Source organism: Bradyrhizobium sp. UFLA05-108 (assembly GCF_059803455.1).
In genome coordinates, this window is record NZ_JBANAZ010000028.1 from 20,993 (window position 1) to 34,819 (window position 13,827).

The 13,827-nt window shown below is 62.0% G+C and carries 13 protein-coding genes; 9 read left to right on the top strand and 4 right to left on the bottom strand.

Annotation, left to right across the window (positions count from 1 at the left end; genetic code table 11):
- Positions 1-3: 3 nt before the first annotated feature.
- The 4 genes from pxpB to SO140_RS21255 are packed head-to-tail and all read right to left on the bottom strand — an operon-like array spanning position 4 to position 3,273.
- Positions 4-666 carry a 5-oxoprolinase subunit PxpB gene (gene pxpB, locus SO140_RS21240; protein ID WP_449381277.1) on the bottom strand — a complete coding sequence of 221 codons (663 nt, stop codon included), beginning with the start codon at positions 664-666 and terminating at the stop codon, positions 4-6.
- A complete protein-coding gene (accC, locus tag SO140_RS21245; protein ID WP_449381278.1) occupies positions 663-2,018 on the bottom strand; it encodes an acetyl-CoA carboxylase biotin carboxylase subunit in 1,356 nt (451 codons plus the stop codon). The genes pxpB and accC overlap by 4 nt, the downstream gene beginning before the upstream one ends.
- Complete coding sequence (locus tag SO140_RS21250) at positions 2,018-2,470, bottom strand: acetyl-CoA carboxylase biotin carboxyl carrier protein (RefSeq protein ID WP_449381279.1); 453 nt, start codon at positions 2,468-2,470, stop codon at positions 2,018-2,020. Before SO140_RS21250 ends, accC begins: the two co-directional genes overlap by 1 nt.
- Before the next feature lie 44 nt (positions 2,471-2,514).
- Positions 2,515-3,273, bottom strand: a complete 759-nt coding sequence (locus tag SO140_RS21255; RefSeq protein ID WP_449381280.1) for an SDR family oxidoreductase — start codon at positions 3,271-3,273, stop codon at positions 2,515-2,517.
- A gap of 130 nt (positions 3,274-3,403) precedes the next feature.
- On the opposite strand from SO140_RS21255, the gene SO140_RS21260 reads away from it, so the two are divergent.
- From SO140_RS21260 to arfA, 9 genes are all read left to right on the top strand, one after another.
- A complete protein-coding gene (locus tag SO140_RS21260) occupies positions 3,404-4,390 on the top strand; it encodes a LysR substrate-binding domain-containing protein (RefSeq protein ID WP_449381281.1) in 987 nt (328 codons plus the stop codon).
- 97 nt (positions 4,391-4,487) lie between these two features.
- Positions 4,488-5,159 (top strand): 4-carboxy-4-hydroxy-2-oxoadipate aldolase/oxaloacetate decarboxylase, encoded by a 672-nt coding sequence (locus tag SO140_RS21265; RefSeq protein WP_498543078.1) that lies wholly within the window; start codon positions 4,488-4,490, stop codon positions 5,157-5,159.
- 112 nt (positions 5,160-5,271) lie between these two features.
- On the top strand, positions 5,272-6,252 hold the full coding sequence (locus SO140_RS21270) for a peptidyl-alpha-hydroxyglycine alpha-amidating lyase family protein (protein ID WP_449381283.1): 981 nt from the start codon (positions 5,272-5,274) through the stop codon (positions 6,250-6,252).
- 256 nt (positions 6,253-6,508) lie between these two features.
- Positions 6,509-8,410, top strand: coding sequence for an ABC transporter substrate-binding protein (locus tag SO140_RS21275; RefSeq protein ID WP_449381284.1), 1,902 nt, complete (start codon positions 6,509-6,511; stop codon positions 8,408-8,410).
- 74 nt (positions 8,411-8,484) lie between these two features.
- A complete protein-coding gene (locus SO140_RS21280) occupies positions 8,485-9,489 on the top strand; it encodes an ABC transporter permease (protein ID WP_449381285.1) in 1,005 nt (334 codons plus the stop codon).
- The gene (locus SO140_RS21285; protein WP_449381286.1) at positions 9,489-10,352 is read left to right on the top strand and encodes an ABC transporter permease; all 864 of its coding nucleotides are present in this window, start codon (positions 9,489-9,491) and stop codon (positions 10,350-10,352) included. The genes SO140_RS21280 and SO140_RS21285 overlap by 1 nt, the downstream gene beginning before the upstream one ends.
- Positions 10,352-11,383 (top strand): ABC transporter ATP-binding protein, encoded by a 1,032-nt coding sequence (locus tag SO140_RS21290; protein ID WP_449381287.1) that lies wholly within the window; start codon positions 10,352-10,354, stop codon positions 11,381-11,383. Before SO140_RS21285 ends, SO140_RS21290 begins: the two co-directional genes overlap by 1 nt.
- Entirely contained in the window at positions 11,380-12,210 is an 831-nt protein-coding gene (locus SO140_RS21295) for an ABC transporter ATP-binding protein (RefSeq protein WP_498543079.1), read from the top strand. Before SO140_RS21290 ends, SO140_RS21295 begins: the two co-directional genes overlap by 4 nt.
- 37 nt (positions 12,211-12,247) lie before the next feature.
- Positions 12,248-13,792 (top strand): arabinosylfuranosidase ArfA, encoded by a 1,545-nt coding sequence (arfA, locus tag SO140_RS21300; RefSeq protein WP_449381289.1) that lies wholly within the window; start codon positions 12,248-12,250, stop codon positions 13,790-13,792.
- Positions 13,793-13,827: the final 35 nt, after the last annotated feature.

A 13,827-nucleotide genomic window follows, 5' to 3' on the forward strand; every position in this document is an offset into this window, starting at 1 on the left:
CGATCAACGGATCACCCGTTCGATCTCGAAGCGGATGGTGTCGCCCGGCGCGAGCGCGGCCGGCGTCGGCCAGGATGAATCGAAGAACGTCCAGGTCGTGTGTCCGATGGCATGCCAACCACTGGGGCCCGGTGAAGCGGAGACCCCGGTCTGCGATCCACCGATGGACACCGAGCCGCCGGCGGAACGTTGCAGCGGCGTCTGACGGCGCGGCATCGTTATGCGAGGGTCCATGCCGCCGAGGTAGCAATAGCCGGGATGACTTCCCAGCGCGAACACGGTGTAGAGAGGCGCAGCATGGATCGATACCACGTCGTCAACGGACAGCCCGGAGTGTTCGGCAACGGCCTGGAGTGACGATCCGATCTCTCCGCCATAGGTGACGGGCAGCCTGATCTCGCGACCGCCGATCGCAAACTCCTTCGCTTCGTCCCATCCGTCGTTGAGGGCGGCGATCAGAGAGTCCAGTTCGCGGGGAGGTGTTTCGAAGGTCAGCATCAGATTGGTGATGCCCGGGATGGCTTCGCGGATTCCCGGCCACTTCGAAGCCGCCGCGGCGAGCGCCCAGATGCGTTGCTGGTGCGGCAGGTCGAACGTGCCGGGCGCCTCGAAAAGAAGAGCTGACGTGCCGAGCAGGCTGATCCGTGGTCGATCGCGAGCCGTCATTTCGCGGCTCTCCGCTCAGCCATCCAATGCTCCAGATGATGGATGTCGTAACCACCCCGGCAGAACGTTGGATCTGACAGAATAGCCTGATGCAGCGGAACATTGGTTCGAACGCCCTCGGCGCGTAGCTCGGAAAGCGCGACGCGTGCGCGTGCCAGTGCTTCGTCGCGGGTAGCGCCATGGGCGATGAGCTTGCCGATCAACGAGTCATAATGACGCGGAACATCGGCGCCGGTGACGATGTGCGAGTCGACACGGATGCCGATGCCGCCGGGAACATCCCAGCGCGTCACCGCGCCTGGTGAAGGTGCAAAGGTGATCGGGTCTTCCGCGTTGATGCGAAATTCCACGGCATGACCGCGCCGCGCGATATCCGCCTGCGAGATCAGCACCGGCTCGCCGCGTGCAATGCGGACCTGCTCCCTGACGATGTCGATGCCCGTGGTCATCTCGGTAACGGGGTGCTCGACCTGCACGCGCGTGTTCATCTCGATGAAGAAGAACTGCCCGTCTTCATAGAGGAATTCGAAGGTGCCTGCGCCGCGGTAGCCGATCCGCCGACAGGCTTCGACACAGCTCTCTCCGACTCGTTCGACGAGCGCGCGGTCGATGCCGGGGGCGGGGGCCTCCTCGACGACCTTCTGGTTCCTGCGCTGGAGCGAGCAGTCGCGGTCCCCGAGCCAAAGATGGTTATTGTGCTGATCGCACAGGACCTGAATTTCGATATGGCGCGGCTTTTCGAGGAATTTCTCGATGTAAACGGCGGCGTTCTTGAAGGCCTGGCTCGCTTCGGCGCGCGTCAGCGCGAGCGCGTCAGCGAGTTCATGCTCGGCGCGCACGATCCGCATGCCGCGCCCGCCACCGCCGCCTGCGGCCTTGATGATGACGGGATATCCGATCTCCCGTGCGATGGCGCGTACCCCGACCGGATCGTCGGGCAAGGCGCTGTCCGGGCCAGGCACGCAAGGAACGCCGGCCATCCGCATGGCTCGTTTGGCCGCGACCTTGTCGCCCATGATCCGGATACAGTCTGCCGGTGGGCCGATGAAGGTGAGGCCGGCCTGTGCGACCTTGTCGGCGAAATCAGCGCTTTCCGACAGAAATCCGTAGCCCGGATGAACCGCCTGCGCGCCGGTAACTTCCGCCGCGAGCAGGATCGCTGCAGAATTCAGATAGGTGCTGCTCGCCGCGGCCGGTCCGATGCAGAGCGCTTCATCTGCGAGCGCAACGTATCGCGCATTCCGGTCCGCCTCGGAGTGAATGACGACGGTCTTGAGGCCCATCGTCCGGCAGGCGCGCTGGATGCGAAGCGCGATCTCGCCGCGATTGGCGATCAGGACCTTGTCGAACATCAGGATGGGCCTGCAGGTCGGATCCGGAACAGCGCCTGTCCCGCTTCGATCTCGTTACCGTCCTCGGCGAGAACGGCCAGAACGACGCCGGATGTCTCGGCGGTGACGTCGATGAAGGTCTTCATGGCTTCGATGATGCATATTTTCTGGCCTGCTTCGATGGTGGTGCCGATCTCCACCAGCGGCGGCTCATTTGGCGCGGCAGCCCGATAAAACACGCCATGCATCGGCGCGGGTACGACGATCTCTTCGGCATCGGGCACGGCCGGCTCATGCCTGGGAACGCGCATCCCGTCTGATCCATGCGGGACACGAGGCGAGACCGGATTCGCCTCGCGCGGCACAGAGCCTTTCAGGATGCGGACGCGCGTCCCGTCTTGCGTCAGCTCCAGCTCCGCGATACGCGATCGCGAGACCAGATCGACCAGTTGCTCGATTTTAGCGAGGTCCACGGTCATCGCCCCTGTCTAGCGTATCGATATGCGCCTCTCGACCATCAGGTCGTGGTCTGCCGATGTCTCTGCGCGAAGTTGAGGCCGCCAACCACCTGCTGGGTCGGCAGCACCTCCATGAATGCGACGTTCATGCGCGCGGGCGAGCCGACCGCGAAAGCAATGGAATTGGCGATGTCCTCGGGCTGCAGCGCGTCGTAGTCGTCGAAAAAGCGACGCTTGGCCTCGGCAAGATCGCCCAGCAGCCGTCCGAAGACTTCCGTCTCCACGCGGGCTGGCGAAACTTCGGTCACGCGGACCCGGGTGCCATAGAGATCGACGCGAAGCTGCTGCGAGAGCGAATGGATGCCTGCCTTCGTTGCGTGGTACACGGTATTCCCCCCGCCGAAAGCATAATGGCCGGCGATCGACGAGATGTTGACGATGTGGCCACGGTCGCGCTTCGCCATACCGGGCGTGATCAGCCGCGTCAGATGCAGGACGGCGCGCAAATTGACGTCGATCAGGGCATCGACATCGTCAGGCGTGGTGTCCAGGATATTGCCACGCCGGGACTGGCCGGCATTGTTGACGAGAACGTCGAATTCGGCCGAATTTGCCAGCGCCGTCAGCGCTTCCAGGTCGCTGACGTCAACGGCGCAGGCGTGGCAACCGGTCTCGGCCGAGAGGGCCGTCAGCCGGTCCGCATCGCGCGCCACCGCATAGACGTCCAGCCCCTCGGCGCTCAGGCGGCGAACCGTCGCAGACCCGATGCCCGAGGACGCGCCCGTCACCAGCGCCGTTCGATAGTCTGAAAATCCCATTCGTTCGGCTCCTTCGTGCAGCGTTACCTATAGGCCCGGCGGGTTCCAGGTGGTAAGAATATTTCGTTCTAGTCCCATAGCCCCAGCGTATTGCTGCCGCCGTGATGACCTTGTTGTTGGGAACCCCGTATTGGATACGCGCCGCCTCGAAGCCTTCGTCAAAGTCGTCGATCTCGGAAGCATGTCGCGTGCGGCGAAACTGCTCAACATTGCCCAGCCGGCGCTGAGCCAGCAGATCGCCAGCCTGGAGGTCGATTTCAAGCGAAAGCTGCTGGACCGCAGCGCCCGGGGCGTCAGGCCGACCGACGCGGGGCAGATCCTCTACCGCTATGCCAAGTCGATCCAGCGGCAGATCGACGAGGCGCGGCGTACTATTCTGGAGAACCGATCGGGGCTGACCGGCAACGTTACGATCGGCCTGGCGCCCCTCAGCTCGGCGGCATTGCTCGCGATCCCGTTGCTGATGCAGCTACGTGAACGCTATCCCGGAATCGTGCTGCACATTTACGATAGTTCCGGGGTCATGCTCAGCGAAATGGTGCTGAAGGGCAGCATGGACATCGCCCTCCTGTACGGCGAACGTCCGGTGACCGGTCTCGATTACAAGCCGCTGATGCGCGAGCACTTTTATCTGGTCGCGCCCCGCAGCATGTATTCGAAGCAGGTGCCTCCGGAAGAGGTTTCGGCGGCGGAGCTCGCGCAATTCGACCTGCTTCTTCCATATCGAGAGTCCTTCCTGCGACAGGCGGTCGAACGGGTCTGCGCCGAGGTGGGACTCCGCCCGCGCGTCATCGCCGAGATTCATTCGCAATCGACTCTGTCCTCGGCGATCGCAGCCGGAATGGGTGCTGCCGTGCTACCCATGTCGATCGCAAAGGCATTGCCAAACCTCGATGAACTCAGCATTCGGCGGATCGATGCGGCGTCGGCGTCGCAGCAAATGTCGCTATGCATTTCCGACAACGTCGCTTTGTCCGATGCCGCATTCGCTGTCTACAAGATATTGCTCGAGATCATCGTCAAGAACTGGGGGCCGTTCGATTGCCCCTCCGACTCGGCTGCCGTCGCTAGTGGCAGCCCAACTTCGCCTCTGGGCGCTTCCAAGGACGAGCCATAACGAAATACGATGCGGCAATCCTAAAATCTGAAATTCTCCGACATGAGGCGGTCGACTATCTCAGGTGAAGCTCAGATTGCGGACCCTTGGAGGGATCATGGTTCACGTTGTCAGAACGTTCGATCGGCCTGCCGCTGACCTCGTCGAGCGCATCAAGCAATTTCCTCCATCCACCCTTCATGAAGCGCAGGGGCGTTCGGGTGCTCTGACGTCGCGGATCAAGCCGATCTATCCGGGCCTGCGGGCCTGCGGGCCGGCGTTTACGGTGAGCTGCCACCCCGGCGACAACATGATGCTCATCACGGCGATCTCGCTGGCCAGACCGGGCGATGTGCTCGTGGTGAGCGCAGGTGACCATCCGGAGCAGGGCGGTTTCGGCGAGGTGCTGGCCACGGCCTGCGTCGCCAAGGGGCTCGCTGGCCTGGTCACGGATGCCGGCGTGCGCGATGGTCCGGCGATCCGCAACACCGGCTTCAATGTTTTCTCCTATGGGCTGTGCATGAAGGGAACCGTCAAGGAGACCCTCGGCTACATCAACCAGCCGATCGTCATTGGCGGCATCGCAGTCCGTCCAGGCGATATCGTCAGCGCTGACGATGACGGCGTGGTCATCGTGCCCAAGGAGAACATCGCAGACGTTTGCGTCAAATCCGCCGCACGCGAGGAAAAGGAAGCCGCCGTGATGAAAGCGCTCAAGGCGGGTGGCGACATTCTCGAATTGTCGGGCATTGGCAAGGTGCTCGAGGCCAAGAATTGTACCTTTGCCTGAGCAAGCAAACGACAATCGACTAGCACGCGGCTCCGGCAATCCGAACGTTAGAGCGTGACGTTCTGCGATAGATGCGGATCCATTGGCGCGACGCGACGGGCAAGGAGACTACATGCCGGCCTTTCTCGGCTCGGGTGAGCATCGTTACCGCGTCGTCGAGGACTGGGCGAAGCTGCCGGATGGCTGGCAGCTCACCGATGTCGCGTCCGTCGCGGTTGACAGCAAGGACCGCATCTACGTCTTCAATCGCGGCGCCCATCCGATGGTGGTGCTCGACCGCGAAGGCAATTTCCTGCGGAGCTGGGGTGAAGGGTTGTTTGCCCGCGCCCACGGCCTGCATATCGACGCCGACGATAATCTCTATTGCACCGATGATGGCGACCACACCGTGCGCAAATGCACGACCGACGGCAAGGTGCTGCTGACGATCGGCGTCCCCGAGAAGCCTGCGCCGTTCATGAGCGGCGATCCCTTCCATCGCTGCACCCATACCGCGCTGTCGCCGAAGGGCGAGATCTACGTCTCCGACGGCTACGGCAATGCCCGCATCCACAAGTTCACCCCGGACGGCAAGCTGATGATGGGCTGGGGCGAACCCGGCACCGATCCCGGCCAGTTCAACATCGTTCACAACATCGCCACCGACGCGGATGGTTATGTCTACGTCGCCGACCGCGAGAACCATCGCGTGCAGGTGTTCGACGGCAACGGCAGATACGAGACGCAGTGGAACAACCTGCACCGGCCCTGTGCGCTGTGCTGCTGTGGTGGAAGGAAACCAACCTTCATCATTGGAGAGCTCGGCCCCGCCATGCCGGTGAACCGCAAGGTGCCCAATCTTGGCCCGCGGTTGTCGATCGTCGATGCCAAGGGAAAACGCATCGCGCGGCTCGGCGGCGAAGATGGTCCGGGTGTCGCGAGCGGCAAGTTCCTGGCGCCGCATGGCATCGCGCTGGATTCGCAAGGTGACCTGTATGTCGGCGAGGTCGGCGTCACCGACTGGAAGACGAGCTTTCCCGACGATGAGATGCCGGCTGTCGTGCGCGCCACGCGCTGTCTGCAGAAGCTGGAGCGGGTGCAGGAAGGCTCCTAGCGTTCGGTGCCAGAATGCGAAAAGAACGGGTCGGCGCAGTCAGACCACGCGGGCGGTGACGGCCTTTCCTTCGATGCTTTGATGTTGCGATGCGGCGCGTGATAGCGGCCTTCCTATCCTCCTGGGCGAGCTGCGCGGGCAGACGAGCGAGCAGCCCATCTTTCCCGCGGCTCAAGATTTCTGTTGTTCGACCGATTTGGCGCCTCTAGCATCGCGCCAAAACAAGCGTTGAGACAAACCGCGCCGGGAGGACATGATGCGCTGCATTCGAGCATTTCTGCTGGTTGCGTGCGCGCTCGGCTCGCTGCTGGTGCCGCTGGCGGCTTCAAGCCGTGCTCAGGGCATTCCGCAAAACATCCCGAGAAAGGATTTGCTGATCCTGGAAAACCCGGAAGGAACCGTCAAGAACGCGGGCTGGTTCAACATCTGGGCGATCAATGCCGGATCGCAGTCGAACGGACTGCAGCAGGTCGGGCTCGATACGCTTTGGTACATCGATCCCGAGAGCGGCCTCGACGGTGTCTGGGACAATTCGCTCGCTGCCGACAAGCCGCAGTACAATGCCGACTTTACCGAAATGACGGTCAAGCTCCGCAGCGGCATCTTCTGGAGTGACGGGGTCGAATTCACCGCCGACGATGTCGTCTCGACGGTCACGACTCAGATCAAAAATTCGGGCATGCGCTTCAGCGCAGTGCTGGCGAGCAACGTCGCATCCGTGGCTGCACCGGACGCCCATACGGTTGTCTTCAAACTCAAGAAGCCCAATTCACGCTTCCATGCCAATTTTACGGTGCGCTGGGGGGCGGTGTGGATCCTGCCCAAACACGTCTTCGACAAGGTCGAAGATCCCGTCAAATTCGATTTCAACAAGCCGATCTCTCTCGGTGCCTACGTGCTGCACAGCTACGATCCGGACGGCAAATGGTACATCTGGCAGCTTCGCGAAGACTGGCAGCGCACCACGCTAGCGCGCTTTGGCAAGCCTGGTCCGAAATATCTCGCTTATGTCGATCCCGGACCGCCCGAGAAGCGGGTGATCGCGCAGCTCAACCACGAGCTCGACGTGATCCACGATATCGCGCCGGAGGGCATGTTTGCCCTGGCCAAGCAAAGCAAGACGACGCGGGCATGGTTCAAGGGCTTCCCCTATGGCCACCCCGATCCGACGCTTCCCGCCGTGATCTTCAACACCCAGAATGAGAGTTTCAAGAACCCAGACGTGCGATGGGCGCTGGCGCTGTTGATCGACATCAAGGCCGTGACCATGGCGGCCTATCGCGGTGCCGCCACGATATCGGCGATCGGCGTACCGCCGACCGGAACTCATCCGGCAACCTATCATGGGCCGATGGAGGAGTGGCTTAGGGCATTCGAGATCGATACCGGCAAGCGCAAGACCAAGCCCTACGACCCCACGATTGGCAGGCAGATCGCCGACATGCTGCGACCTTCCATGGGCGAACAGATCCCATCCGATCCTGCGGAGATTGCCAAGGCGTTCGGCAGGGGCTGGTGGAAGACCGATCCGCAGGCGGCGCAGGAACTTCTGGAAAAGGCAGGCTTCACCAAACGAGGCGGCACCTGGATGACGCCTGATGGGAAGCCCTTCAGCGTTCGCGTCATGGTCGAAGGGGATTTGCGCCCAGTGATGACCCGGGCCGGAACGATGATCGTGCAGCTATGGAAGCAGGCGGGCATCGACGCTAGGATCGATGTCGCGCAGGGAACGCTGCCCACGCGACGGGCGGCCGGCGATTTCGACACGTTCATCGGCTGGAGCGTCGAAACCTGGGGCGGCCACCAGGACTTGTCCTATTTCCTCGACAGCTGGCATTCGCAGTTCGTCGCCGAGCCAGGCAAACCGCAGCCGCTCCGCAACTGGCAGCGCTGGTCCAATCCCGCGCTCGACAAGATCATCGAGGAGATCCGGACGGTCGGCTTCGACGATCCGAAATCGATCGAGCTCGGCAAGGAGTACGTCAAGCTCGCCGTCAAGGAGATGCCCACCATACCGCTGATGGCCTACAACGTATTCACCGCAATGGACCAGACCTACTGGACCGGCTTTCCGACCGCGGAAAATCCCTACACCAACCCGGTGCCGAACTGGGGCAATTCGCGCTACATGTTCGTCAAGCTGAAGCCGGCCAGTTAAGACGCGATGATAGAAGAGCGATCGCATTTGCCGTGCCTGGCTGAACGACTTTGGCAGACAGCCCTGGGGCCCCCATGAGCGGATATCTCGCCTATGTGGGTCGGCGGCTCGGGCAGTTTCTGCTGGTTGTCTTCATCGGCATCAATATCGCTTATGTCGTCACGCATGCATCGCCGATCGATCCCGTCGAGCAGTCGATCTCGGCGGTGACCTCCTTCGGCAACACCGCCCCGGGGGCGATCGAGCAGATGCGCAACTCCTTGCGCGAGCTCTATGGTCTCAGCGGCACGCCTGTTGAGCAATACCTGTTGTTCTGGAAGCGGATCCTGCGCGCTGATTTCGGTCCATCGATGTCGGCGTTTCCGACCCCCGTCGGCACGCTCATCGGACGTGCGCTGCCCTGGACCGCCGGGCTCCTTGTGGTTTCGACCATTGTCGCCTGGGGGCTCGGAAATCTGCTGGGTGGGCTTGCCGGCTATTACCGGCAGAGCCGGGGTCTGAAGCTGATGGGGGTGATCGCCATGGGCCTCCATCCGATCCCTTACTATATTCTGGCGATGCTGCTGCTGATCGTGTTCGGCTTCCTTTGGCCGGTACTCCCGATTACCGGCGGATCCGCGATGAACCTGCCCCAGACGTGGACGCCCGAATTCGTTGTGAGCGTGCTGCAGCACGCGATCCTGCCGGCCCTTTCTCTGATCCTGATTGGCGTGGGGAGCTGGTTCCTCGGCATGCGCTCGCTGGTATCCAATGTCCTCGCCGAGGACTTCGTCGTCTACGCCGAACTCGCCGGCGTAAGGTCCTGGCGCATCCTGACATCCTACGTGATGCGTAACGCGCTCACGCCGCAGGTGACGGGACTTGCCATGTCGCTGGGCGGAATCTTCAACGGCGCCGTGATCACCGAAAAGGTGTTCGGCTATCCCGGTCTCGGCTCGCTCCTGGTCGACGCCGTCTATGCCGGAGATTACGGGCTTGTCCTCGGCGTCACCACCATCTCGATTCTCGGCGTATCGATCGGCGTGCTTGCGATCGATCTTCTCTATCCTCTGCTCGACCCGAGGGTGAAGGTCAGCTGATGGCCGTGCTCCTGCGTGATCTGCTGCGCTACAGCCCTGAATTTCGGATCGGGGCCGTGCTGCTCGCCTTCGTTCTGTTGCTGTCCGTCCTGGCGAGCTTTTCGCCCTATCCGCCGGACAGCGTGTATGTGGTGCCGCCCGATGTGCCGCCGTCGCTGACCTACTGGTTCGGAACGACATCGCGTGGCCAGGACGTGTTCTGGCAATTGAGCTTTGCCATCCGAAATACATTGTTGTTCGGATGCACGGTGGCTTTGATCAGCCGCGTGATCGCGCTCGTGGTCGGACTCGTCAGCGGCTACAAAGGGGGCTGGATCGATCGTACCCTGATGTCGGTGAACGATACCTTCATCGTCATTCCTCTGCTCCCGATCCTGGTGCTGTTTTATTTCGTGATGCGCGACCGCATCTCCTGGCTGATGCTGGCGCTGATCATGGCCTGCTTCGGTTGGGCCTACGACGCCCGGCTGATCCGTTCCGTGGTCATGAGCCTAAAGGCGCGCGAATTCACCCAGACCAGCCTGTTCTCGGGGATGACCACGCGCCAGATTCTGACACAGGAGCATCTGCCCTATGTCATGCCGATCGTATTCTCTACGACGATGAACAACATGGTGTGGTCGATCGGGCTCGAGGTGACGCTCGCGGTGCTCGGTTTTACCGACATCAACACGCCGACGATCGGCGGCATGATCTATTGGGCCAACCAGCACACCGCATTGGTGGCGGGAGTCTGGTGGTGGATCGCCTTTCCGACCATCACGGTGATCATGGCGTTTATCGGGCTGTTTCTGCTCGCGGTATCGGCGAACGCCTACATCGATCCGCGAAGCCGCCTCTGGAGCCTCGGAGAGGCCTCGTGATGCGCGCCAATGTTGAGCAGCCGCATGCGCGCCAGGACGCCAAGCCGGTTCTCCGGGTTCACGACCTGCAGGCCTATTACCGGACCAGCCATTTCGGTGTCAGACGCGGCGTCAAAGCGGTTGATGGCGTCAGCTTCGCTGTTCGTCGTGGCGAGATCTACGGGCTTGCCGGAGAATCCAGCTCCGGAAAGACCACGCTGATCAAGAGCATCGCAGGAGCGATCAGACCGCCGCTCGAGATCGTGGGCGGCAGCGTGGAGTTTGCATTTCTGCCTGGCTATGGCGGATTGCACCGCGCTCCACCAGTGGACGTGGCGCGAATTCGCTGGCGTCACCTGTCCTATATCATGCAGGGATCGATGAACGTGCTGAACCCCGTTCGCCGCGTCGAATCGGCGTTCGTGGATTTCGCGTACCCGCATATCGGTGGCAGCCGGAAGCAGTTTGAGCAGCGGGTGGTCGCCCATCTGGCGCGGGTGAGGCTCGACCCGTCGGTGCTCGCTGCCTTTCCGCATGAGCTCTCAGGCGGCATGCGTCAACGCGCCACGCTTGCGCTTGCAACGATTTGCCGTCCTGATTTCATCATCGCCGACGAGCCCACGACCGCACTGGATGTGGTGGTGCAGAAGGAGGTGCTCGGCATGATCCGTGACATTCAGCGGGAGACCGGCTCGTCGGTCCTGTTCGTTACCCATGACATGGGTGTGCACGCGCACATCACTGACCGCCTCGCCATCATGTATGCCGGACGTCTCGTGGAAGAGGCTGCAACCGCGGAGATTTTCGGGAATCCGCTACACCCTTACACCAGGCATCTCATTTCGAGCCTTCCGCGCATCGGCGATGACGCGCCCCGCGAGGGACTTGGTGGCGCACCGCCAAATCTAGCCGATCCACCCGCCGGATGCCGCTTCCATCCGCGCTGTCCGCTCGCAAGCGAAATATGCAGGAATGAGGTCCCTGCGATGCTGGAGGCCGCCGCCGGGCATCGCGTTGCCTGCTTTGCCGTCGATCAGGGCAACCGAGCATGAACGAACTGCTCCTCGACATTTCCGAGGTCAGCAAGACGTTCGTCCGGGGAGGACTGTTGTCGAGGCAGAAGATCGCTGCGGTGAGCCAGGTAAGCTTCCAGCTTGCCACCCGGCGACCGGAGATCCTGGCGATCATCGGCGAGTCCGGGAGTGGCAAGACGACGCTTGCCCGGATGATCCTGAACATCGAAACGCCGACCAGCGGCGAACTAGTGCTCGATGGCATCAATCTTGCTGCCGTTCGAAACAGCGCCGGTCGTACGGCCTTCATGCACAAGGTGCAGCCGATCTTTCAGAATCCCTTTGAGTCCTTCAACCCGCTGAAGCGCCTCGATCGATATCTGTTCATGACGCGGCGCCGGTTTTCCGGCGTGGCCGGGCAGGGCACGGCTGAGGCTGCCGTCGATGCGGCGTTGCTCAAAGTCGGTCTGTCGCTCAAAGAGGTGAGCCATCGATACCCGCACGAACTGTCCGGGGGACAGCTTCAAAGGGTCGCGATCGCCCGAGCATTGCTGGCCGAGCCGAAACTGATTGTGGCGGATGAGCCAGTTTCCATGATCGATGCGTCGCTGCGCATATCCATCGTCAATCTGTTCAAGACGCTGCGCGACGATCTTGGGATATCAATCATCTATGTCACGCCTGATCTGGCCACGGCCTATTATATCAGCGACCGCATCATGATCATGCAGAAAGGCCGCGTCGTCGAGAGCGGTGATGCGAGAACGGTGCTGAAGTCGCCGGAGCATCCCTATACGCGCCAATTGCGCGAAGCCGTGCTATTACCTGAAGTCGCCGATGCCACGGCAGACGTATCTCTTGCATGAACGATCTCACCAGCCCCGGGACATCCGAGAGAAGAGCATGAGGAAAGCCAGAGTTCTGATCGACCGCGACTTCGCCATCGGCCACACCGATCCTCGCCTGTTCGGTGCATTCATCGAACATTTGGGCCGGTGCGTCTATGGCGGCATCTACGAGCCCGGCCATCCAACCGCCGACGAGAACGGCTTTCGGAAGGATGTGCTCGCGCTGGTGAAGGAGCTTGGGCCAACGCTCATTCGATATCCCGGCGGCAATTTCGTCTCGGGATACAATTGGGAGGACGGCGTTGGTCCGCTGGAGGCGAGGCCGGGGCGCCTCGACCTTGCCTGGTTCAGCACGGAGCCGAATAGCTTCGGCACCAATGAATTCATGGAGTGGTGCAAGGTCGCCGCCGTCGAGCCGATGATGGCGGTCAATCTCGGCACCCGCGGTGGCGATGCGGCCCGCAGCCTGGTCGAATACTGCAACCACCCGGGCGGAACGACCTGGTCGGAGCTGCGCCGCACGCACGGCTGGGACAAGCCGCATGGCATCAAGCTGTGGTGCCTCGGCAACGAAATGGATGGGCCCTGGCAGATGGAGCACAAGAGCGCCGCCGCCTACGGCGCGGTCGCGAGCGAAGCGGCCAAGATGATGCGCTGGTTGGATCCGACCATCGAGCTTGCGGCGTGCGGTTCGTCGGGGCGCAACATGCCGACCTTCGGCCAGTGGGAAGACACGGTCCTCGAGCACACCTTCGATCATGTCGACTACATTTCGCTCCATACCTATCTCAACAACTACCGGCAGGACACGGCATCGTTTCTCGCGAGCCCCGACCTGATGGACCGCTTCATCGATGAGGTCGTCGCCTTGGCCGATGCGGTGGCGGCCAAGCGGCGCTCCAACAAGCGTCTCATGCTGAGCTTCGATGAATGGAACGTCTGGTATCGAACGCGCCGCACCCGGGCCGACCGGGTGAAGGAGGGCTGGCCGGTGGCACCGCCGATCCTCGAGGAAATCTATACGATGGAAGACGCTCTCGCCTTCGGCGGCGCCTGCATTTCCTTGCTCAATCACGCCGATCGGGTGAGGGTCGCCTGCCTTGCGCAACTCGTCAACGTCATCGCGCCGATTATGACCGAGACGGGCGGAGGCGCTTGGCGTCAGACCATCTTCTTTCCTTTCGCGCATATGAGCCATTTCGGCCGCGGCAGGGTTTTGCGTACGCAAGTCGAGTCGGAGACCTACGATTCATCCTACTACGATCCCCGCGGTACCCAGGATCTGACCTTTCCGGTACCTAACGTGCCGTATCTCAAGTTGGCGGCAGTCGCGGAGGAGGGCGGTGGCCTATCGCTCTTTCTGCTCAACCGCGACTTGAAGCAGGAATTGGAGGTGAGTATCGAGGCCCGAAGCTTCGGCCGCCTCACGGTGGGCGAGCGGCTTGAACTCCGGCACGATGATCTCAAGGCGACGAATACCAAGAATGCGCCTGGCAAAGTCAGGCCGGCGCCGTTGCAGAGTGTGAGCTTCGATGGTGGACGGTTGCTGGCGACGCTCAAGCCGGCGTCATGGAATGTGATCCATCTGTCGGCAAACTGAGGACATCGAACGGTAGGCCGCGAATGCAGGCCGAA

Bases quoted from the DNA above. Each gene is read 5' to 3' on its own strand.
- SO140_RS21265 (WP_498543078.1), top strand. From the start codon at position 4,488: ATGGTTCACGTTGTCAGAACGTTCGATCGGCCTGCCGCTGACCTCGTC.
- SO140_RS21255 (WP_449381280.1), bottom strand. From the start codon at position 3,273: ATGGGATTTTCAGACTATCGAACGGCGCTGGTGACGGGCGCGTCCTCG.
- SO140_RS21280 (WP_449381285.1), top strand. From the start codon at position 8,485: ATGAGCGGATATCTCGCCTATGTGGGTCGGCGGCTCGGGCAGTTTCTG.
- accC (WP_449381278.1), bottom strand. From the start codon at position 2,018: ATGTTCGACAAGGTCCTGATCGCCAATCGCGGCGAGATCGCGCTTCGC.
- SO140_RS21270 (WP_449381283.1), top strand. From the start codon at position 5,272: ATGCCGGCCTTTCTCGGCTCGGGTGAGCATCGTTACCGCGTCGTCGAG.
- SO140_RS21295 (WP_498543079.1), top strand. From the start codon at position 11,380: ATGAACGAACTGCTCCTCGACATTTCCGAGGTCAGCAAGACGTTCGTC.
- arfA (WP_449381289.1), top strand. From the start codon at position 12,248: ATGAGGAAAGCCAGAGTTCTGATCGACCGCGACTTCGCCATCGGCCAC.
- SO140_RS21285 (WP_449381286.1), top strand. From the start codon at position 9,489: ATGGCCGTGCTCCTGCGTGATCTGCTGCGCTACAGCCCTGAATTTCGG.
- SO140_RS21290 (WP_449381287.1), top strand. From the start codon at position 10,352: ATGCGCGCCAATGTTGAGCAGCCGCATGCGCGCCAGGACGCCAAGCCG.
- pxpB (WP_449381277.1), bottom strand. From the start codon at position 666: ATGACGGCTCGCGATCGACCACGGATCAGCCTGCTCGGCACGTCAGCT.
- SO140_RS21275 (WP_449381284.1), top strand. From the start codon at position 6,509: ATGCGCTGCATTCGAGCATTTCTGCTGGTTGCGTGCGCGCTCGGCTCG.